Genomic DNA, 19,848 nt, shown 5'->3' with positions numbered 1-19,848 from the left:
GGTGATCGCCAACTCGGAGGGTTCCCGCACGACTCCCTCGGTCGTGGCCTTCGCCAAGAACGGCGAGGTCCTGGTGGGCCAGTCGGCCAAGAACCAGGCCGTGACCAACGTGGACCGCACCATCCGGTCGGTCAAACGCCACATCGGCACCACCTGGACCACCAGCGAGATCGACGGCAAGAAGTACACCCCGCAGGAGATCTCCGCGCGCGTGCTCATGAAGCTCAAGCGCGACGCCGAGGCCTACCTCGGTGAGGAGATCACCGACGCGGTGATCACCGTGCCCGCCTACTTCGAGGACGCCCAGCGTCAGGCCACCAAGGAGGCCGGCCAGATCGCCGGCCTGAACGTGCTGCGCATCGTCAACGAGCCCACCGCCGCGGCCCTGGCCTACGGCCTGGACAAGGGCGAGAAGGAACAGACCATCCTGGTCTTCGACCTCGGCGGCGGCACCTTCGACGTGTCCCTGCTGGAGATCGGCGAGGGCGTGGTCGAGGTCCGCGCCACCAGCGGCGACAACCACCTCGGCGGCGACGACTGGGACCAGCGCATCGTCGACTGGCTGGTCGAGCGGTTCAAGTCCAGCAACGGCATCGACCTGACCAAGGACAAGATGGCGCTGCAGCGCATCCGCGAGGCCGCCGAGAAGGCCAAGATCGAGCTGTCCTCGTCGATGAACGCCTCGATCAACCTGCCCTACATCACCGTCGACGCCGACAAGAACCCGCTGTTCCTCGACGAGACGCTGTCCCGGGCGGAGTTCCAGCGGATCACCGCCGACCTGCTCGACCGCACCCGCGCCCCGTTCAACAGCGTGATCAAGGACGCGGGCATCTCCGTGGGCGACATCGACCACGTGGTGCTGGTCGGCGGTTCCACCCGGATGCCGGCCGTCGCCGAGCTGGTCAAGGAGCTGACCGGCGGCAAGGAGCCCAACAAGGGCGTCAACCCCGACGAGGTCGTGGCCGTGGGCGCCTCGCTGCAGGCGGGCGTGCTCAAGGGCGAGGTCAAGGACGTCCTGCTGCTCGACGTCACCCCGCTGTCCCTGGGCATCGAGACCAAGGGCGGCATCATGACCACGCTCATCGAGCGCAACACCACCATCCCCACCAAGAAGACCGAGATCGTGACCACGGCCGGGGACAACTACACCTCCGTGCCCATCCTGGTGTTCCAGGGCGAACGGGCCATGACCGCGGAGAACACCCTGCTCGGCAGGTTCGAGCTGACCGGCATCGCGCCAGCGCCGCGCGGCGTGCCGCGCATCGAGGTCACCTTCGACATCGACGCCAACGGCATCGTGCAGGTGTCCGCCAAGGACCTGGGCACCGGCAGGGAGCAGTCGATGACCGTCACCGGCCGACCCACACTGTCCACTGAGGACATCGAGCGGATGGTCCGGGACGCCGAGGCGCACGCCGAGCAGGACCGGCGCCGCCGCGCGGAGGCCGAGGTCCGCAACCAGGCCGAGACACTGGTCCACCAGACCGAGAAGGTCATCAAGGACAACGACGACAAGCTGCCCGAGGACGTCAGGACCAAGGTCAAGACCGCCATCGACGAGGCGAACGAGGCGCTCACGGGCAGCGACATCGCGGCCATCCGCGCGGCCGTGACGACGCTGACCACCGAGTCGCAGGCGATCGGCCGGGCCCTGTACGCCACGGCGAACACCACCGGTGCCGGCGGGGCCAGCAGTGCCGGCGGGGACGAGGTGCTGGACGCCGACATCGTCGACGACGACCAGGCGCGGCAGCGTGGAGCCGGGTGAGCGCCGATGCCCGTGCCACCACCGGCCCAGCCACCCGCACCCCGCCGGGAACCGGGTGAGCTGTACCCGATCGCCAAGGCCGCGCAGGCCGTCGGCATCCACCCGCAGACCCTGCGCGGCTACGAGCGCAGCGGCCTGATCCAGCCCTACCGGGTGCCCGGCGGGCAGCGCCGGTACTCCCGCGCCGACCTGGACCGGCTGCGGCTGATCCGGGAGCTGTCCGTGCGCGAGGGCATCAACGTGCCCGGCATCCGGCGCATCCTGGAACTCCTGGACACCATCGCCGTGCTGCGCCAACGCCTCAACCAGGTGCAGGCCCGGCTGCGCGGGCTCGGCGAGCGGCCCACCGGGCGGTGCGGCGGTGACACCGTGACACCGTGACCTGGTGACACGGTGACGCGGTGCGTGGGTGGCACCGTGACGCGGTGCGTCGGGGCCCGTGACCCGGTGCGTCAGCCGGCCACCACGCGCAGCGCGCCGGGCTGCCGGCCGGTGAGCCGGTCCAGTGCCCCGGCCGTGGCCTCGTCCGCCGGCAGGTACACGACGAGCCGCTGACCGTCCATGTCGGACACCTGCAGCGACTCGTAGTTCAGCCGCAGCTCACCCGCGTCGGGGTGGGCCCACCGCTGCATCCCGGTGCGGCTGGGCAGCCTGGCCGCGGCCCGCCACCGGTCGGTGAACGCCGCACCCGCGGTGACCGCGAGTTCGTCGGCGAGGTGGGTGACCACCGGGTCGCTGCCGTGCGAGTCGGCCTTGAGGTCGCTGATCTGCTCGTCGGCGACCCGGTCCCAGTCCAGGTAGGTCGACCGCGCCCGGGGATCGGTGAACACGAACCGGACCAGGCTGGGCTGACGCCCGTCCAGCAGGCCCACCGGCCGGGCCAGCCGCTCGTAGCCGGCGGTGTGCGCGAGCACCTCGCCCAGCCGGTTGACCACGATCGCCGGGGTTGGTTCGAGCCGGTCGAGCAGGGCGAGCAGGCTCGCCCGCGCCGTGCGGTCCGGGGGCGTGATCGCCCTCGGGCACATGTGCCGGGGCTTGGTCCTGGCCCACAGCAGCTGGAGGCGGTCCCGGTCGGTGGTGGACAGCAGCAGGGCGTCCGCGAGCGCGCCGAGCACCTGCGGTGACGGGTGCCGGTCCCGGCCCTGTTCCAACCGGGTGAGGTAGTCCACGCTCACCCCGGCGAGCGTGGCCAGCTCGGCACGGCGCAGCCCGGGCACCCGGCGCCGGGGCCCGGCGGGCAACCCGACCTGTGCGGGGGTGACCGCCTCGCGCCGGTCACGCAGGAACTCGCCCAGTTCGTTGTCACTCACCCGGCCAACATAACGCGGGCGGGGGCGCGGAAGGTGGCCCCGCCAGGGCCAGCTTCGGCCCGGCCTTCCTCAGCGCGCGCCAGCGCCGCAGGGTGAAGGCATGAACATCGAGAACCTGAACCTCGCCGTGATCACCGCCAGCGTCCGCCAGGGCCGGTTCGGCCCGGTCGTCACCGACTGGTTCGCCACCCAGGCCCGTCAGCACGGCCAGTTCACCGTGGACCTGATCGACCTGGCCGAGGTGGCGCTGCCGCTGTCCCTGCCCAACGCCTCCCCCAAGGCCGAGGGCGACGCCTACCCGCGCCCGGCCGAGATGGCCGACCTCACCGGCCGGCTGGCCGCGGCGGACGCCTTCGTCGTGGTCACGCCCGAGTACAACCACAGCTTTCCCGCGTCCATCAAGAGCCTGATCGACTGGCACTACACCCAGTGGCAGGCCAAGCCGGTGGGTTTCGTGTCCTACGGCGGGATCAGCGGCGGCCTGCGCGCGGTCGAACAGCTCCGGCTGGTGTTCGCCGAGATGCACGCGGTCACCACCCAGGCGTCGGTCAGCTTCGCCAACTACTGGGAGCAGTTCGACGCCACCGGCCAGCCCAGCAGGCCGGACCTGGCCAACGAGGCCGCCAAGCTGCTGCTCGACCAGCTGTGGTGGTGGGGCGGCGCACTGCACCGGGCCCGGCGGGACACGCCGTACGCGGAGATCAGTGCGTGAACCGCTCGCGCAGCACGCGTTTGAGCAGCTTGCCGGAGGCGTTGCCGGGCAGCTCGTCGACCAGGTGCACCCGCTTGGGCACCTTGAAGCCGGCGAGCTGGCCCCGGGTGTGCTCGATCAGCTCCTGCTCGGTGACCTCGGCCTTGGCCACCACCACGGCGGTCACCGCCTCGATCCACCGCGGATCGGGAACGGCGATCACCGCGACCTCGGCCACGGCCGGATGGGTGTAGAGGGCGTCCTCCACCTCGCGGGAGGCGACCAGCACACCGCCGGTGTTGATCACGTCCTTGATCCGGTCCACCACGAAGAGGTAGCCCTGCGCGTCCCGGCGGACCAGGTCGCCGGAGTGGAACCAGCCGTCGCGGAACGCCTCGCTGGTTTCCTCCGGCTTGTCCCAGTACCCGACGCACAGCTGGGGCGACCGGTACACCACCTCGCCGAGTTCGCCGTCCGGCACGTCGTCGCCGGCCGCGTCGACCACGCGCAACTCCACGAACAGCACGGGCCGGCCGGCCGAGTCGGGTCGCTGGTCGTGCTCGTCGGGGCGCAGCACGGTGGCCAGCGGACCGATCTCGGACTGGCCGAAGCAGTTGTAGAAGCCGAGCCCGGGCAGGGCCGCGCGGAGCCGGTGCAGCACCGGCACCGGCATGATCGACGCGCCGTAGTAGGCCTTGCGCAGTGTGGCCAGGTCGCGGGTGGCCAGGTCGGCGTGGTTGGCGATGGCCACCCACAGCGTTGGCGCGGCGAAGAACGAGGTGATCCGGTCGGCCTCGATACGCGCCAGCACGTCGGCCGGCACCGGCTTCTCCACCAGGTGGTTGGTGGCGCCCACGGCCAGGGCTGGCAACAGGAACACGTGCAGCTGCGCCGAGTGGTAGAGCGGCATGGCGTGCAGGTGCACGTCGTCGGCGCGCAGGTCCAGCGCGGCCACACAGGACAGGTACTCGTGCACCAGCGCCCGGTGCGTCATCATCGCGCCCTTGGGCCGCGAGGTGGTGCCCGAGGTGTACAGCAGCTGCACCAGGTCGGTGTCGGCCGGCGCGTGCGCCGACAGGTCGGGCGCCGGCCCGGTCGCGGCGACCTCCAGCAGCGAGCCGGCCGCGTCGCGCAACGGGATCACGTGGTCCACTGTGGACTGGTCACGCACGGCCGCGACGTTGTCCGCCAGCACCGGATCGACCAGCACCGCACGACTGCCGGACTGCCCCAGCAGGTAGGCCAACTCACCGCCGGCCAGGTTGTAGTTGATCGGCACGTGCACCAACCCGACCCGCGCGCACGCCAGGAACCCGATCAGATAGGCGTCGGAGTTGTGCCCGTAGGCCGCGACCCGGTCCCCCCTGCTCAGGCCCAGCGACAGCAGGTGCGCCGCCGCCCGGCTGACCGCCGCGTCCAGTTCGCCATAGGTCCAGCACCGGTCGGTGAAGTGCAGCGCGACCCGATCGGGATGACGGGCCGCGCCACGCCGCAACACATCAGCCACCGTGCTCGACCGCACCGCCCCAGAACCCGCCGCCAGCGACTCGGACACCGCGCCCCCTTCCGCCGGGGGACAACCCCGTCCCCACCACCGGCCGATCGCACCCTAACCGGCCGACCCGCTCACGGGAACCACGAGACCGCCAGCGGCCGGCACGGGCGCGGTCACCCGGCTGCCGGTGGATGCTGCCCCGATCACCCGAACCTTCGGGCACGGAAGGGGCGTTCCTGCGTTCCCCGTAGCGGCGATGAGGTGGCGGGCGCTGAGGGCGGCCTGCTGGTGTGGCTGCTGCTCAGCCGGTTGCGATCCCTTACGGGCCGATGAGGTGGCAGCCACGTGTTGGGTGATTCCCGCGTGAACGCATGGAGTTGGTTGCGATCCCTTACGGGCCGATGAGGTGGCAGCCACCCTGAACGATCAGGGACAACGTGCTGATCACCCCGGGCACCAGGCGGCATGGTCCCAGAACCCGGGACGACACGCCACTCCCCACTTCGGAACCTCCCGGCGTGTCGCCCGACGCTTGGGGTTCCGAACCCCGTTCCCGCCACAATGCAGCCCCGCACGCCCATTTCCTCGGGCAGTGCGGGGGCGCTTCGTGCTTCGGAGGGCCGGCTACGCCACCGGCCACCGGTGCGGGCTGGCCGGGTCGTTCAGCCACACGTACTGCTCGTGCGGCGTCACGGTCAAGCCGAGCTGGTCCCACCCGGGTTCATCAAGGTCGTGCCACAGCCGGTACGCCTCTTCGATCGCGCCGACGATGGACACCGGGCCGCCCTCCCACACGCGCCGCTTGCCGTGCTCGTCCTCGGCGCTGATCTCGCACCAGGAGCCGTCCGGCGCGGCGAGGTAGGTGTCGCCCACCTGCTGGGTGTGCTCGTCCCACCGCTGCCCGAAGGTGACGCCCACCGGCATGGTGCGGGTCGCCAGGAACCACGGGACCGGCGCCTCCCAGGGGACGGCCGGGACGCTGGCGACCCGGGACACCGACTCCGACCGGTCGGGCCGGGGCAGCCGCCGAGCCTCTTCGGAGGCCGTGCTGTGCCGCATCTGCATGAAGCCCGCCCAGCCGGGCAGGAACCGGCCGACAGCCTGGTCGCCATCGCGGTGCAGCAGCACCAGGTTGCCGCCCATCGTCGCCGGTTTGACGTCCACCAGGATCGCCCCGGCTCCGCGCAACTGGTCCACCCAGGCATAGGGGACCGCTGGGACCGCGCAGGTGGCGATGATGCGGTCGTAGGGCCCGTGCTCCGCAAGGCCACGCGCCCCGTCCCAGGCGCGCAGCGTGGGCAGGTATCCGACGCGCGTGAGCCGCTGCTGGGCGGCCTCAACGAGGTGGTGGTCGATGTCCACGGAGTGCACGCGGCTGTCGCCGAGCCGGTGGCACAGCAGCGCGGCGTTGTACCCGGTGCCGGTGCCGATCTCCAACACGTGGTGCCCGTCCCGGACGTCGAGGGCTTCCAGCATCCGGGCCATCAGCGATGGCTGGGTGCTCGACGACACCGCGCGCCGGTCGTTGCCGTGGCCGTTGACGGAGTCGGTCAGGGCGGTGATGAGGGTTTCGTCGGAGTAGACTGCGGTGAGCCACGTGTCGCGGTCGAGGTCCGCGTTGATCTCGCGCCAGGTGCCGTCGGGGTTCTGCTCGTAGTACGCGGGAACGAACTCGTGCCGCGGCGTCGCCGCGAACGCGGCTCTCCACGGTTCGCTGCGCAGTGCGCCGCCCTCGGCGAGTTGGCCGGTGAGTTGCCGGGCCCGGCTCTGCCAGTCCTTCACGATTGCTGCTCTCCTGCGAGTAGTTCGGTGATGGCGGTGCTGATGGGCAGGCCGGTCTCCTACTCGATCCAGCCGTACTGGCCGCCGCTGTTGGATTCCAGGAAGACCCATCGCCCGTCGGGGGTGACGACGAAGTCCAGGGCGCTGAACGCCAGCCCGCAGGCGTCCATGAACGCGTGCACCCCGGCGGCGACCTCGTCGGGCACGTCCACAGTGGAGTAGGTGAGCGCGTCGTAGTCGGCTCGCCAGTCCACTTCAGACGCTGGACTGCCAGCGTGGATGCCGGCGGCGAAGAGTCGTCGGCCGACGACGACCAGGCGGACCTCGTGCCGCTTGGGCACCCACTCCTGGAACTGGTGCGCGGTCACGCGCACCTGCGCCACCTGGTCGAGGTCGTCATCGGTGAGCACGTGGGTGTGCGCCACCTTGCGCTGCCCGTCCTCGTACAGGACGTTCGAGCCCAGCACCTTCACGACCAGGCGTCCGCCGACGTGCGCGGCGAACCGGCGCACCGCCAGTGGGTCGTTGGTGATGAGCGTGCGCGGCACGTCCAACCCGCACCGCTGGGCGGTGGCGAGTTGGTGCGGCTTGTACGCGGCGTCGGCGTCGCGGTGCGGGTGGTTGACCCACCGCACCGGCATCGAGGCCAGTACCCCGCCCAGGCCGTAGCGGGCTTCGCGTTCCGCGTGCGCGCGGACCGCAGGTGTCATGTCGTCGGGGAAGACGAACGGGGCGGGCCGGCGGAACCAAACTGACCGCACGTCGCCGAGGACGATGTCGCGTTCCGGCGTTTGCAGCACCCCGTGCCACAAGCCCCCGGACAGCTCCGCGTCGAGGGTGAGCTGTCCGGGGAACCACGCGAGGTTCACCCTGGCGACCGGAACCCGGTCGGCCAGGCCGAGTACGACCCGATCGACGCTCGGGTCGTACTCCTCCGCCAGGATGAGAACCGTCACGCGCAGAAGTCCATCTTGTGCTCTTCGACGTTCGGGCCGTTGCCGTCCGCGCCGCCGGTGGTGGTCCGGTCCCATGCGTTCAGCGTCCGGACCATCGGCTCACCGGTGGTGCTGTCGACCGAGACCTGACGCGTGGTGCTGTAGCGGTGCGCGGGGAGTTCGGGGGCCTGTGCGGCCCCGGTGGGCTGGAAGAAGCGCATCCCGAACGGCCGAATGCCCTCGGTCGAGGCGTCGGTGGCCAGGGGAACGGTGAGCGCCGGTCGGGGCAGTGGGAAGCGCTGCTCTGCTGAGGACAGTTCACCCGCGAGCAGGCGGGTTTCCGTGGTGATGGGCATAGCTATCTCCGTTGGTTACGGTTAGTTGCTTTCTGCTACTGATGGTGCTCACGGTGTCGTAGTCGGATCGGCAGTGTGAACACCACGGCCACCGCCACCAGTCCACGTGGCAGGCCGAGCCGTCACGCCCGGCCGTGCGGCCCCGGTGTCGGTGGACGCCGGCCGCCGCCGTGATGAGCACGTCCAGCGGTTCGGCCGCGTACAGCGCGCACAGCCGCACCAACCGGGGCCAACGGGCCTGGCAGTCGCCCCATTCGTAGGCCAACACGGTCTTGCGGTTCACCCCGACCCGCGCCGCCGCCTGGTCCACACCGTCAGGCCGTGGGCAAGCCGAAGATCGCGCAGCCGCACACCGATCCCGGTCCGGAAGATGATCGCCTCGACCGGGTCGAGTTCGCCGTCGGCCCGGCTCATCCCCGCCACCTCGCCTCGTCCGGCATGCCCGCCCCGACCACGATCAGGCAGTGCCCGCACAGCTTCGGGCCGGCCGCCCTGACGAGGTCCTGCTCGGCGACGACGTGGTCGCAGGCGGTTTCGCACAGGCCGTCGTCGGTCCCGCCGGCCTGGTCCGCGGTGAAGGCGTGGCAGGTGCCGTCCACGGTCCGCCACCACAGGAACCGCCGGCTGGTGCTGGTGGTCACCGCGCCGCCTCCGGTGCCGGGTGGGTCGTGGCAGGGCCGGGGTCGAGGAGGGCACCCGGCCCTGCCACGGGTCGGGCACACCCAGCCGGGGAAGACAGCGCGGCCGACCGGTCGGGGGACGGGGCTGGTGTGGGTGTGCGGCGAGGCGGGGCGGTCCGGACGTCGTGAATGATCTGGGCGAGCAGGCCCAGACCGATCAGGGCCAGGCCAGCGGCGGCACCGGCGAAGAGTGCGTCGACCACGACCACCTCCCGTGCGAATTGGCCGGGGTGGCGGGGCGAAACCCGTTCTGGTGATCGCGCTCGACGCCCAACAAGAAAAAGCGCCACCTCCGTTGTGGAGGTGACGCTATGTGTCAGGGGGTGCCGGGATTGTCCTTCAAGGACACACTTCGACAGATCATCCGACCGGGGCAATTCCCATCCGCCAGGCGAGTCCGCGCAGTTCCCGCCCTCCAGCGTCACGGCGGGCTCGCCGCAGTGAATCCGCGACAGCTTCGCGCACGAAGACGTCATTTCTTACCCGCTGGGGCGCCAGGGCTTCGGCGCGCAGCACCGCTGACAAACCCTGGTCACAGGTGTCTCGCTCAGTCATCAGTGACCGGCCATAGTCGCACAGGAACTCGGCCTGACGACTCCGCGAAGGAATGACCTCGGGGTGCAGATCCTTGGCCAGTTCCACCACCTTCGGCCCATCTCCCAACTCCGCAGCTATCGCCACCCTCCAGATTCCGACGTTCGTCCGCCCGAACCAGAGCCGAGCGAAATTACCCACCTCGTCTTGTTGACGGTTCGCAACAGCACCAGCTTCGTCAAGGTGAGCAATGGCCGCATCACGATCCCGCTGTGCGGCAGCACCTAATGCCGCAGAGAGATGCAGCATCCCGTAAACCTGGCTTACTTCCGGGTCATTCAAGGAGCCCCTGAGATCGTCCGCTGTCCGAACGGTCCTCAGGTACTGCCGCTGTCGGCCAAATTGGCCGGACGCGTCACCACGCAGCCAGGTCGCGTAGCCCAGCCATTGCGGAGCTTCGAGTTCTCGCGCACACTCTTGCGCCATCCTGGCCGCCACGAGCGGCAGTCCACGCCCACCCAGCCTCTTGGTTGTCCAGCAGGCAGCACTGTAACACTGAATCAACCAGAGCAATGCGTCCCGACGATGCTCGTGCTGCCGGACATACGCTGCGTGCAACTCCGCCATGAGCTTGGGAACCAGGAGACCCTGCTTGGCATAGTCAGCGTTCACATGCGTGAGATCAGCAAGCCGGTCGACATCAGCCCTGACTTCGTGCCACTCCCGGATTGGCCCTCCGGGGTCGTCACCCAACTCGAAGGATTCAAGCGATTCCTCCAGCAACATCAGCGCCTCGTGGGTTTCACTTGACTCCTGACCAGCGGGCCCATAGGGCTGGCCGGTTAGTTCAGTGGGCGAAACCCGAAGAGTAGTCGCCAAGGATTCCAGTGTGGCGCGTTTCGTTACCGGCTTCTCTCCGCGTTCAAGCTTGGCCAAGTATCCGAAGCTGAGGCCAGACAGTTCCGCAACTGCCCGAATGCTGAGTTGGCGCCACAGTCTAATCTCTCGCAACCGGCCGATGTGCTGGCTGTCGTCATACATGCTGGACCTACCTGTCCTGCCGGTGAGGATCAAATTCAGACTAGCCGCCGCTCCTGGGGAAGCGCTTGTCCGCGGTCACATCCCGTCCCTCGGGCAGGCCGAACTGACCAGGTTTCTGGCCTCAGTGAAGGCCAGCTCTGTCCGGGCGCTTGCCGGCACGCAGCAGCCCCGACCAGACCTGGTGGCCGGGGGCTGCTCTGTGTCTGGCGCCTACTCAGCCAGCCGGTAGGCCGCCGGCTCCGTGGTCCCTTGGGGGGCGATGAGGACCTGGCCGCGGCCGCGGAACGTCGGCGCCAGGACGGCACCGGTGGCGTTGCGATCCCTTGCGGGCCGATGAGGACCTGGCCGCAGCTTCAGTTGTTCCATTGATCTGCCCATCGGCGGTGTTGCGATCCCTTGCGGGCCGATGAGGACCTGGCCGCCGGTGATGCGCGTTTCCCCAGCGCCCTGCGTGGCCTTGTTGCGATCCCTTGCGGGCCGATGAGGACCTGGCCGCCGGTCATCATAGTGCGCCTGGTCGTTCAGGCGATTGTGTTGCGATCCCTTGCGGGCCGATGAGGACCTGGCCGCCCTGGAAGACCAGCATCAACATGCTGATCATCCCGGGCACCGAGCGGCATGATCCCAGAACCCGGGACGACACGCCACGCCCCGGTTCGGAACCTCCCGGCGTGTCGCCCGACGCTTGGGGTTCCGAACCTCAGCACGTCCCTCGCCGGCGGGTGGCCGGTTCGGCGGCTGGCCTCCGGCACGCGGCAGCCCCGATCACCCGAATGGGCCTGCGCGAAACGTCAACTCGCGGGGTTTGCAAAGTCGACTCGCGGGAGGGGTCAGCGGGTGGTGGTGATGGTGGCGCTGCCCAGGACCAGGTCGCCGGCGGTGCGGTCGGGGCGGTACAGGGCCACGGCCTGGCCGGGGGCCACGCCCTGCAGCGGCTCGCGCAGGCGGACGTGCAGCTGGTCGCCGACGAGTTCGGCCACGGCCGGCGACGTGCCGCCGTGGGCGCGCACCTGGGCCACGCACTCCACCGGGCCGGCGATGCCACCCAGCACCTCGCCGGACGGCCACACCGGGCGGCTGGCCACGATCTGGTCCACGGACAAGCGCTCGGCGCCGCCGACGCGCACGGTGCCGGTCACCGGTTCCAGCGCCAGCACGTAGCGGGGACGACCACTGGGCGCGGGTGCCTGGATGCCCAGGCCCTTGCGCTGGCCCACGGTGAAGCCGTGCACGCCGCTGTGCTCGCCGAGCACCTCGCCGGTCTCGTCGTCCACCAGCACGCCGGGCTGCTCGCCGAGCCGGTCGGTGAGGAACTTGCGGGTGTTGCCGTCCGGGATGAAGCAGATGTCGTGGCTGTCCGGCTTCTCGGCCACGGCCAGGCCGCGCTCGGCCGCCTCCGCCCTGACCTCGGTCTTGGTGGAGTCACCGAGCGGGAACAGCGAGTGCCGCAGCTGCTCGCTGGTCAGCGAGGCCAGCACGTAGGACTGGTCCTTGCCAGCGTCGGCGCTGCGCCGCAGCTGCGGGCGTCCGTCCACAACGGACAGCCGGGCGTAGTGGCCGGTGCAGACCGCGTCGAAGCCCAGGGCGAGCGCCTTGTCCAGCAACGCCTCGAACTTGATCCGCTCGTTGCAGCGCAGGCACGGGTTGGGGGTGCGGCCGGCCGAGTACTCGGCGACGAAGTCCTCGATCACGTCCTGGGTGAACCGCTCGGCGAAGTCCCACACGTAGAACGGGATGCCGAGCAGGTCCGCGGCCCGGCGGGCGTCGTGGGCGTCCTCGACGGTGCAGCAGCCCCTGGCGCCGGTGCGCAGCGTGCCCGGCTTGGCCGACAGGGCCAGGTGCACGCCGACCACGTCGTGGCCGGCATCGACCGCACGGGCGGCGGCCACCGCCGAGTCCACTCCACCGCTCATCGCGGCCAACACACGCATCGTGATCACGCCTCCACGGGCTGCTGACTGGTCCTGGTCGCTTCGGCCGCCCGGCGCAGCCCGGCCAGGCCGGCACCGCGGGCCCGCTCCACGGCCGGGCCGATCGCCGCGGCGAGCGCGGCCACGTCCTGGGCGGTGGACGTGTGGCCGAGGGAGAACCGCAGCGACCCCCTGGCCGCCGCCGGCTCGACGCCCATGGCCAGCAGCACGTGGCTGGGCTGGGCGACCCCGGCCGTGCACGCCGACCCCGTTGAGCACTCGATGCCCTTGGCGTCCAACAACATCAACAGGCTGTCGCCCTCGCAGCCGGGGAAGCTGAAGTGCGCGTTGCCCGGCAGCCGCGACGGTCCGCCATCCACAGTGGACTCACCGCGGTCGCCGTTGAGCACGGCGTCGGGCACGGCGTGGCGCACCGCGGCGATCAGCTCCTCGCGCAGCGCGGTCAGCCGCCTGGCCGTCTCGGCCCGCTCGGTCACGGCGATCCGCACGGCCGTGGCCAGGCCCACGATGGCCGGCACGTCCAGGGTGCCCGAGCGCACGTCGCGCTCCTGGCCGCCGCCGTGCAGCAGCGGCGCGCACGGCACGTCCCGGCCGAGCAGCAGCACGCCAACGCCGTAGGGGCCGCCGAGCTTGTGGCCGGTCAGGGTGAGCGCGCCGGCTCCGGACTCGGCGAAGTGCACCGGGAGCGCGCCCACGGCCTGCACGGCGTCGGTGTGCAACACCACACCGTGCTCGGCGGCGACGGCGGCCAGCTCCCGCACCGGGTTGACCGTGCCGATCTCGTTGTTGGCCCACATGACCGTGGCCAGCGCGACGTCGTCGGGGTTGGCGGCGATGGCCTCGGCCAGCACCTCGGGCCGCACCCGGCCCTGGGCGTCCACCGGCAGCCAGGTGACCTCGGCCTCACCCCGGTCGGCCAGCCACTCCACCGCGTCCAGCACGGCGTGGTGTTCCACGGCCGAGGCCAGCACCCGCCGACGCCGGCCGTCGGCATCGCGCCGGCCCCAGTAGATCCCCTTGACCGCGAGGTTGTCGCTTTCCGTGCCGCCACCGGTGAAGATCACCTCGGAGGGGCGCGCGCCCAGGGCGTCGGCGATGTCCTCGCGGGACTCCTCCACCACGCGACGCGCCCGCCGGCCCGAGGTGTGCAGCGACGAGGCGTTGCCCAGGGTGGACAGCGCCTCACTCATCGCCGCGATGGCCTGCGGCAGCATCGGCGTGGTGGCCGCGTGGTCGAGGTAGGTCATCGATTCCAAGGGTAGCCCGCCGCCTGGCCCACTCCGCCCGCAGCGGTCAGGGCGTGGCCCTGGTGGCTACCAGCACCGCGCCCAGCGCGGCGACCGCGGCCATGGCCAGGTCCAGGATCAGCACCGCGGGGGTGGGTGCCCCGGCCGTGGCCAGCCCGGCCAGCAGCACGCCGCCGAGCCCGATGAACAGGGTCTGCCCGAGCATCTCGGACAGCTGCATGGCGGCCGAGTTGAAGCCCCGCTGCGCCGGCTCGGACAGGTGCAGCACCAGCACGGAGATGGCGGAGGTGCCCAGGCCCATGCCGGCGCCGGCCAGCACCCACGCCGGGTAGACCAGCCAGATCGGCCCCCAGGTCGGTGCCACGAAGGTGACCAGGGCCAGGCCGGCGACCAGGAACAGCAGGCCGATCCACAGCAGGGTCTGCCGGGGCAGGTCGGGCTTGCGCGCCTGCCACCAGGAGGCCGCCGACCAGCCGAGCGAGCCCACGGTCAGCGGCACCCCGGCCAGCGCGGGCGACAGGCCGTGCACGGCGGTCAGGGTCAGTGGCAGGTACGCCTGGGCGGCGAAGAACGCGCCGCCGAGCAGGGCCCTGGACAGCACCACCACGGGCAGCCCCGGCCGGGCCAGCAGGGTGCCGCGCGGCAGCAGCCGGCGCAGCGCCGGCGCCAGCGCGACCAGTCCGGCCGCCCCCAGCGCCAGCGACCCCAGCGAGGGGTGCTCGCCGGCCCAGGTCAGCGCGGACAGCCCGACCGCGGCGGCGAGCGCGGCCAGCGGCAGGCCGCGCCTGGGCGCCGCGCCGGTGTCGGCGGGGTCCGGCCGGGTGGGGGTCAGCCCGCGCAGCAGCGGCACCAGCAGCAGCACGCCGACCAGCACCAGCGGGGCCAGGCCGAGGAACACCAGCCGCCAGCTCAGGTGTTCGGTGACCAGGCCGGCCAGCGTGGGGCCGATCAGCGAGGGCACCACCCAGGCGGCCGAGATGGCGCCGAACACGGCGGGCCGGTCGCGGGTCGGGTAGACCGAGGCGATCAACACCGACACGGCCACCATCTGCACGCCGCAGCCCAGGCCCTGCAACACCCGGCCGGCCAGCAGGGCCGGCATGGATCCGGCGAGGCCGGCCACCACCAGCCCGACGCAGAACAGCGCGGGCGCGACCAGCATGGGCAGGGTGGGGCCGCGCCGGTCGCAGACGCGGCCGGACAGCACGGTGCCGACCACGCTGGCCGCCAGGAACGCGGTGAACGGCCACGAGTAGAGGCTGTCCGCGCGCAGGTCGGCCACGATCCGCGGCATGGCCGTGCCGACACCCATGTTCTCGAAGGCGACCAGGGTGACCAGCAGGAGGATGCCCGTTGTGGTGGCCCGCCGGTCGGGCGCCCACAGCGGGCTCGTCGGGGTTGTCGTCGCAGTCACCGGATCATCTTCGAACCTGAAGCGCGCAGGAAGTCCAGTCGATATCCGCCGTTGCCGGCCGGTGGCGGGACGAAACCGGGGCCGGCCCGGCCGCTGTGACCCGATCGATCACAGCGGTGCCGGACCGGCCCCGGAACGCGTGCGCGGGCTCAGCCCCTGCGCTTGGTGACTTCCTCGGTGAGCTGCGGCGCCACCTGGAACAGGTCGCCCACCACGCCGAAGTCGGCGATCTCGAAGATCGGCGCCTCGGCGTCCTTGTTCACCGCCACGATCGTCTTGGCGGTCTGCATGCCGGCCCGGTGCTGGATGGCACCGGAGATGCCCAGCGCGATGTAGAGCTGCGGGGACACCGTCTTGCCGGTCTGGCCGACCTGGAACTGGTGCGGGTAGTAGCCGGAGTCGACCGCGGCGCGGGACGCGCCGACCGCGCCGCCCAGGGCGTCGGCCAGCCGCTCCACCACGGCGAAGTTCTCGGCGCTGCCCACGCCGCGGCCGCCGGAGACGACCACGGACGCCTCGGTCAGCTCGGGGCGGTCGCCGGCCACGGCCGGCTCCCGGCTGGTGATCCGGGTGGCCCTGGCCGGGTCGACGGCGGGCAGTTCCACGGTCTCCTCGGTGGCCACCGCCTCGGCGGCCTCGGCCTCGACCGCGCCGGGCCGGACGGTGATCACCGGGGTGCCGGTGGACACCTTGCTCTTGACCACGAAGCCGCCGCCGAAGATCGACTGGGTGCCGACCACGTCGTCACCGCTGCGCTCCACGTCGACCACGTCGACCAGCAGGCCGGAGTCGATGCGCACGGCCACCCGGCCGGCCACCTCCTTGCCCTCCAGGGACGCGGAGATCAGCACGGCGGCCGGGCTGACCCGGCCGGCCAGCGTGGCCAGCGCGTCCACCTTGGGCGTGACCAGGTAGTTGACCGCGTCGTCGGACTCGGCCACGTACACCTTGGTCGCGCCGTAGCGGGCCAGCGCGTCCTTGACCTTGCTGGCCGTGCCCACGGCGCCGACCACGACGGCGGCCGGCTCGCCCAGCCGGCGCGCGGCGGAGAGCAGCTCGAAGGTGGCCTTCTTGACCTCGCCGTCCACGTGTTCGACGAGGACCAGTACCTCGGACATGTGTTGGTTCCTCCTCGCTGCGCTCAGATGAGCTTCTGGCCGACCAGGTACTCGGCGATCTTGGTGCCGCCGTCGCCGTTGTCCTCGACGCGCTCGCCGGCGGTGCGCGGCGGCTTGGGCGCGGCCTCCAGCACGGCTGTCCACGCACCGGACAGGCCGACCCCGGCCGGGTCGAGACCCAGGTCGGCGACGGTCAGGGTGGTGATCGGCTTCTTCTTGGCGGCCATGATGCCCTTGAACGAGGGGTAGCGCGGCTCGTTGATCTTCTCGCTGACGCTGACCAGCGCGGGCAGGGTGGCCTGCAGGTGGAGGACGCCGTCGTCGGTGGCGCGCTCCACGGTGATGGTGTCGCCCTCGACGGTGACCTTGTTGGCGTGGGTGAGCTGGGGCAGACCGAGCAGTTCGGCGAGGATCGCCGGGACGGCCCCGGCCCGACCGTCGCTGGCCTCGTTGCCCGCGATGACCAGGTCCACCCCGTCGATGGTGCCGACGGCCTTGGCCAGCACCTTGGCGGTGGTGATCACGTCGGACCCGTGCAGCGCGGCGTCGCTGACGTGCACGGCCTTGTCCGCGCCCATCTGCAGCGCCTTGCGGACGGCGTCGACCGCGCGGTCGGGGCCCACGCACAGCGCGGTGACCTCGCCGCCGTGCGCCTCCTTGAGTTGCAGCGCCTCCTCCACGGCCCGCTCGTTGATCTCGTCGAGCACGGCGTCCGCGGAGTCGCGGTCAAGGGTGTGGTCGGTGTCGCTGAGCTTGCGCTCGGAGTAGGTGTCAGGCACCAGCTTGACCAGTACGACGATGTTCATGGGTCCTCTTCGACCTCCTGCGGACGGAGCGGATCGGTCGGGAACTGCTGCCCCAGCGCCACGCGTGGCCCCCGGGACCGTGGCCGGGTGCACCGACCCTGCCATGCGGGTGCCGCAAAGGCACGGTGGCGTCGACCACTCGTATGTTACCCATCAGTAATCGGGGTGCAAGCCAGCGCAAGCGCCCTGCCGGGTGATCGTGCTCACCCGGACCGCGCACCAGCCGGGAGGACGAGCGGAAACGGTCCGCGCGCGGCGGCTGCCGGCGTTCGGCCCAGTCCGTCCACCCGGACAGGGCAACTACCCTCAACCGCATGTATCGGCGAGTAGCTGTCGTCACGGACTCCACCGCCTGCCTGCCCACAGAACTTGCCGCCCAGTCTGGGATCAGCGTCGTCCAGTTGGAGCTGCAGGTCGGCGAACGCGCCGACAGCGAGGGCAGGATCCCCGTCTCCGACGTGGTCAGCGCACTGCGTGAGCGCGTGCCCGTGGTGACCAGCCCGCCCGACCCCGGGGCGTTCTTCTGGGCCTACCAGGACGCGGCGGCGGCGGGCATGGACGCGGTGGTGTCGGTGCACATCTCCGGTCGGCTGTCGCAGACCTGCGCGTCCGCCAGACAGGCGGCCGAGCAGGTGCGCATCCCGGTGCACGTGATCGACTCCGGCACCACCGGGATGACCCTGGGCTACGCCGTGCTGACCGCGGCGCGGCTGGCCGGCCGGGGCGCCACCGCCGAGCAGGTGGCCAACGCGGCCGTGCGGCGCAGCGCGGCCGGCAGCGAGCTGATCTACGTGGACACCCTGGAGTACCTGCGCCGAGGCGGGCGGATCGGCGCGGCCAGCGCGCTGCTGGGCACCGCCCTGTCGATCAAGCCGCTGCTGACCATCGCCGAGGGCGAGATCGCGCCGCTGGCCAGGGCGCTGGGCTCGGACCGGGCACTGCGCAAGCTGATCGACATCGCGGCCAAGCGGTCCCTGCGCCGGCAGGTCGACCTGGGCATCGAGCACTACCACGCGCCCGAGCTGGCCGCGACCGTGCGGGACCGGCTGCGCCGCCGCATCCCCAACACCCGGGACATCACCGTCACCGAGGTCAGCTCGATCCTGGGCGCGCACGTCGGACCGGGCACCATCAGCGTGGCGGTCTCCCCGGTCGACGCGAGCTGACGGCGTTCCCCTGACCGCGTCCCCACTGACGGCGTCCCTGCTCACCGCGCCCCCGCTCACCGCGCCCCCGCTGGCGGTGTCCCGCTGAGACGTGCCCCCTCCGGTGGTGCTCCGCCGAGCGCGTCCCCTGGCCGCTAGCCCAGGTGGGCGGGCGTGCCGTTGACCGAGGGGCCGCCGGTCACCGCCGGCGCCGGCTCGACCCCGTCGGCCTGGCCGTTCGCCGCGTGGCCGGGGACGGGCGCGGCACCGTCACCGCGGCCGGGGCCGCCGTCGGCGGCGTGGCCGTTGCTCGCGTGGCCGTTGCCGGCAGCACCGTTCCCCACAGCACCGTTTCCCACAGCGCCGTTCCCGGCAGCACCGTTCCCCACAGCACCGTTTCCCACAGCGCCGTTTCCCACGGCACCGTTCGCGGGCTGGCCGTTCGCGGGCCGGCTCGCGGCCTCGGCCTGGGTGCGGACCAGGTTCAGCTCGTGCTCGGTCAGCTGGCCGGCCTGGCCGCTGACCAGCTTCTCGGACACCGTGGTCAGGGTGTGCTGCATCTTGTGCAGCTGGGCGAAGAAGCCCTGGCGCAGGGTGGTGAGCTGCACCGCGTGCCGGTTGGCCTCGTCGATGCGGCGGGACGCCTCCCGGCAGGCCACCCACATCATGAACGCCACCCGGATCTTGGACCGCTCCTCCTGCTCGGCCAGGTGCTTCTGCGCCTCGGCGCGGCGGCGGGCCATGGCCATCTCGAAGTCCTTTCGCACCTGGGCCCGGTGCTCCCCGGACTCGCTCTCCAGGCGCTGGCACTCGGTCCTGGTCCGGGCGAGCAGCCGCTCGGCCTGGTCGCGGGCGAGCTTGATGGTGGCGGCGCACTGCGCGCTCACCTGCTTGGTGCGCCTGGCGATCTCGGCCTCGAACTCGGTGCGGCGCCGCTCCAGGTCGACCGCGCGCTGGTCCAGTTCGGCGGCCCGGCGGTCGCAGATCTCCTGGGACTGCCTGGCCGCCTCCTCCAGTTCGTCCCGGCGCTGGGCCAGTTCGCGGTTGGCGTCCATGACCCGGCGCTCGATCTCCTGCTCGGCCCTGGCCCGCCGGTTCTCGATCTCGGTGTCGGCGCGCGTGCGCAGCGCGGAGACCTCCTGCTCGGCGCGCAGCCGCAGCTCGGCGGCCTCCTCCTCGGCCATCGCCATGAGCTGGCGCACCCGCTCGCCCGCACCGGCCGCGGTCACCTCGGACATCTCCAGGCGCTCCAGCCGGGTCCGGGCCTGTTCGAGATCCCGGCGCGTCATTTCCAGCAGTTTGCGCAAATCGCTTACCTGGGACAGCGCCTCATCCCGGTCGATGCTGAGGAACCGGATTTGTTCGTCCAACGATTCGATGTGCTCGATGACCTGGCGCCGGTGAAAGCCGCGGTAGACGGTGTCGAAGGCGGCGTGCAACGGCAGCATCTCGTGGTCCCTGGCCTGCTTAGCGCACATATTGATGCCTAATCCCTCCTACCAAGGCGGTCGCGAGCAGCATCACACGCGGTGCCCGGCGCAGCCACCGGGAAAAAACAATGATCACGACGACCGGACAATCATCAACAAAAA

The 19,848-nt window shown here is 71.4% G+C and carries 18 protein-coding genes; 4 read left to right on the top strand and 14 right to left on the bottom strand.

The window, feature by feature from the left end; genetic code table 11:
• Together dnaK and LX83_RS19840 are read left to right on the top strand one after the other, a co-directional pair.
• On the top strand, positions 1-1,771 hold a 1,771-nt coding region (gene dnaK, locus LX83_RS19845), incomplete at its 5' end, for a molecular chaperone DnaK (RefSeq protein WP_253773514.1).
• A 6-nt stretch (positions 1,772-1,777) separates the two neighbouring features.
• On the top strand, positions 1,778-2,152 hold the full coding sequence (locus LX83_RS19840; RefSeq protein WP_253773512.1) for a MerR family transcriptional regulator: 375 nt from the start codon (positions 1,778-1,780) through the stop codon (positions 2,150-2,152).
• Between the two features lie 71 nt (positions 2,153-2,223).
• On the opposite strand, the gene LX83_RS19835 is transcribed toward LX83_RS19840, so the two are convergent.
• Positions 2,224-3,081 carry a helix-turn-helix transcriptional regulator gene (locus LX83_RS19835; RefSeq protein WP_253773510.1) on the bottom strand — a complete coding sequence of 286 codons (858 nt, stop codon included), beginning with the start codon at positions 3,079-3,081 and terminating at the stop codon, positions 2,224-2,226.
• 100 nt (positions 3,082-3,181) lie between these two features.
• Here LX83_RS19835 and LX83_RS19830 point away from each other — a divergent pair, with 100 nt between their 5' ends.
• Positions 3,182-3,793, top strand: coding sequence for an NADPH-dependent FMN reductase (locus LX83_RS19830; protein ID WP_253773508.1), 612 nt, complete (start codon positions 3,182-3,184; stop codon positions 3,791-3,793).
• Here LX83_RS19830 and LX83_RS19825 read toward each other — a convergent pair.
• The 12 genes from LX83_RS19825 to LX83_RS19775 form a co-directional block, all read right to left on the bottom strand.
• Positions 3,783-5,327, bottom strand: coding sequence for a fatty acyl-CoA synthetase (locus LX83_RS19825; RefSeq protein ID WP_253773506.1), 1,545 nt, complete (start codon positions 5,325-5,327; stop codon positions 3,783-3,785). The genes LX83_RS19830 and LX83_RS19825 overlap by 11 nt on opposite strands.
• A 564-nt stretch (positions 5,328-5,891) precedes the next feature.
• Entirely contained in the window at positions 5,892-7,049 is a 1,158-nt protein-coding gene (locus LX83_RS19820; protein ID WP_253773504.1) for a methyltransferase domain-containing protein, read from the bottom strand.
• Between the two features lie 59 nt (positions 7,050-7,108).
• Positions 7,109-8,005, bottom strand: coding sequence for an ATP-grasp ribosomal peptide maturase (gene tgmB / locus LX83_RS19815; protein WP_253773503.1), 897 nt, complete (start codon positions 8,003-8,005; stop codon positions 7,109-7,111).
• On the bottom strand, positions 8,002-8,340 hold the full coding sequence (locus LX83_RS19810) for a hypothetical protein (RefSeq protein ID WP_253773501.1): 339 nt from the start codon (positions 8,338-8,340) through the stop codon (positions 8,002-8,004). Before LX83_RS19810 ends, tgmB begins: the two co-directional genes overlap by 4 nt.
• Before the next feature lie 279 nt (positions 8,341-8,619).
• A complete protein-coding gene (locus LX83_RS37895; RefSeq protein WP_301328484.1) occupies positions 8,620-8,754 on the bottom strand; it encodes a hypothetical protein in 135 nt (44 codons plus the stop codon).
• Complete coding sequence (locus tag LX83_RS19805) at positions 8,751-8,981, bottom strand: hypothetical protein (RefSeq protein WP_253773499.1); 231 nt, start codon at positions 8,979-8,981, stop codon at positions 8,751-8,753. The genes LX83_RS37895 and LX83_RS19805 overlap by 4 nt, the downstream gene beginning before the upstream one ends.
• Before the next feature lie 399 nt (positions 8,982-9,380).
• Positions 9,381-10,595: a helix-turn-helix domain-containing protein gene (locus LX83_RS19800; RefSeq protein ID WP_253773497.1), complete on the bottom strand. Its 1,215-nt coding sequence runs from the start codon at positions 10,593-10,595 to the stop codon at positions 9,381-9,383.
• An 830-nt stretch (positions 10,596-11,425) separates the two neighbouring features.
• The gene (mnmA, locus tag LX83_RS19795) at positions 11,426-12,526 is read right to left on the bottom strand and encodes a tRNA 2-thiouridine(34) synthase MnmA (RefSeq protein WP_253773563.1); all 1,101 of its coding nucleotides are present in this window, start codon (positions 12,524-12,526) and stop codon (positions 11,426-11,428) included.
• A gap of 5 nt (positions 12,527-12,531) precedes the next feature.
• Positions 12,532-13,773 carry a cysteine desulfurase family protein gene (locus tag LX83_RS19790; RefSeq protein WP_253773495.1) on the bottom strand — a complete coding sequence of 414 codons (1,242 nt, stop codon included), beginning with the start codon at positions 13,771-13,773 and terminating at the stop codon, positions 12,532-12,534.
• 46 nt (positions 13,774-13,819) lie between these two features.
• Positions 13,820-15,187, bottom strand: coding sequence for an MFS transporter (locus tag LX83_RS19785; RefSeq protein WP_253773493.1), 1,368 nt, complete (start codon positions 15,185-15,187; stop codon positions 13,820-13,822).
• A gap of 149 nt (positions 15,188-15,336) precedes the next feature.
• Positions 15,337-16,305, bottom strand: coding sequence for an electron transfer flavoprotein subunit alpha/FixB family protein (locus tag LX83_RS19780; protein WP_253773491.1), 969 nt, complete (start codon positions 16,303-16,305; stop codon positions 15,337-15,339).
• A gap of 23 nt (positions 16,306-16,328) precedes the next feature.
• Entirely contained in the window at positions 16,329-17,111 is a 783-nt protein-coding gene (locus LX83_RS19775) for an electron transfer flavoprotein subunit beta/FixA family protein (protein ID WP_253773489.1), read from the bottom strand.
• Between the two features lie 314 nt (positions 17,112-17,425).
• Here LX83_RS19775 and LX83_RS19770 point away from each other — a divergent pair, with 314 nt between their 5' ends.
• On the top strand, positions 17,426-18,277 hold the full coding sequence (locus tag LX83_RS19770) for a DegV family protein (RefSeq protein WP_253773487.1): 852 nt from the start codon (positions 17,426-17,428) through the stop codon (positions 18,275-18,277).
• Between the two features lie 134 nt (positions 18,278-18,411).
• Here the strand turns inward: LX83_RS19770 and LX83_RS19765 are convergent, their stop codons facing one another.
• Positions 18,412-19,734 (bottom strand): hypothetical protein, encoded by a 1,323-nt coding sequence (locus LX83_RS19765; protein ID WP_253773485.1) that lies wholly within the window; start codon positions 19,732-19,734, stop codon positions 18,412-18,414.
• Positions 19,735-19,848 lie beyond the last annotated feature (114 nt).

Origin of the sequence: Goodfellowiella coeruleoviolacea (assembly GCF_024171785.1) — a bacterium.
Classification (GTDB): domain Bacteria; phylum Actinomycetota; class Actinomycetes; order Mycobacteriales; family Pseudonocardiaceae; genus Goodfellowiella; species Goodfellowiella coeruleoviolacea.
This window is presented reverse-complemented; position numbering and strand designations above follow the sequence as displayed.

Bases quoted from the DNA above. Each gene is read 5' to 3' on its own strand.
- LX83_RS19840 (WP_253773512.1), top strand. From the start codon at position 1,778: ATGCCCGTGCCACCACCGGCCCAGCCACCCGCACCCCGCCGGGAACCG.
- LX83_RS19830 (WP_253773508.1), top strand. From the start codon at position 3,182: ATGAACATCGAGAACCTGAACCTCGCCGTGATCACCGCCAGCGTCCGC.
- LX83_RS19810 (WP_253773501.1), bottom strand. From the start codon at position 8,340: ATGCCCATCACCACGGAAACCCGCCTGCTCGCGGGTGAACTGTCCTCA.
- LX83_RS37895 (WP_301328484.1), bottom strand. From the start codon at position 8,754: ATGAGCCGGGCCGACGGCGAACTCGACCCGGTCGAGGCGATCATCTTC.
- LX83_RS19800 (WP_253773497.1), bottom strand. From the start codon at position 10,595: ATGTATGACGACAGCCAGCACATCGGCCGGTTGCGAGAGATTAGACTG.
- mnmA (WP_253773563.1), bottom strand. From the start codon at position 12,526: ATGCGTGTGTTGGCCGCGATGAGCGGTGGAGTGGACTCGGCGGTGGCC.
- LX83_RS19790 (WP_253773495.1), bottom strand. From the start codon at position 13,773: ATGACCTACCTCGACCACGCGGCCACCACGCCGATGCTGCCGCAGGCC.
- LX83_RS19780 (WP_253773491.1), bottom strand. From the start codon at position 16,305: ATGTCCGAGGTACTGGTCCTCGTCGAACACGTGGACGGCGAGGTCAAG.
- LX83_RS19775 (WP_253773489.1), bottom strand. From the start codon at position 17,111: ATGAACATCGTCGTACTGGTCAAGCTGGTGCCTGACACCTACTCCGAG.
- LX83_RS19770 (WP_253773487.1), top strand. From the start codon at position 17,426: ATGTATCGGCGAGTAGCTGTCGTCACGGACTCCACCGCCTGCCTGCCC.
- LX83_RS19765 (WP_253773485.1), bottom strand. From the start codon at position 19,734: ATGTGCGCTAAGCAGGCCAGGGACCACGAGATGCTGCCGTTGCACGCC.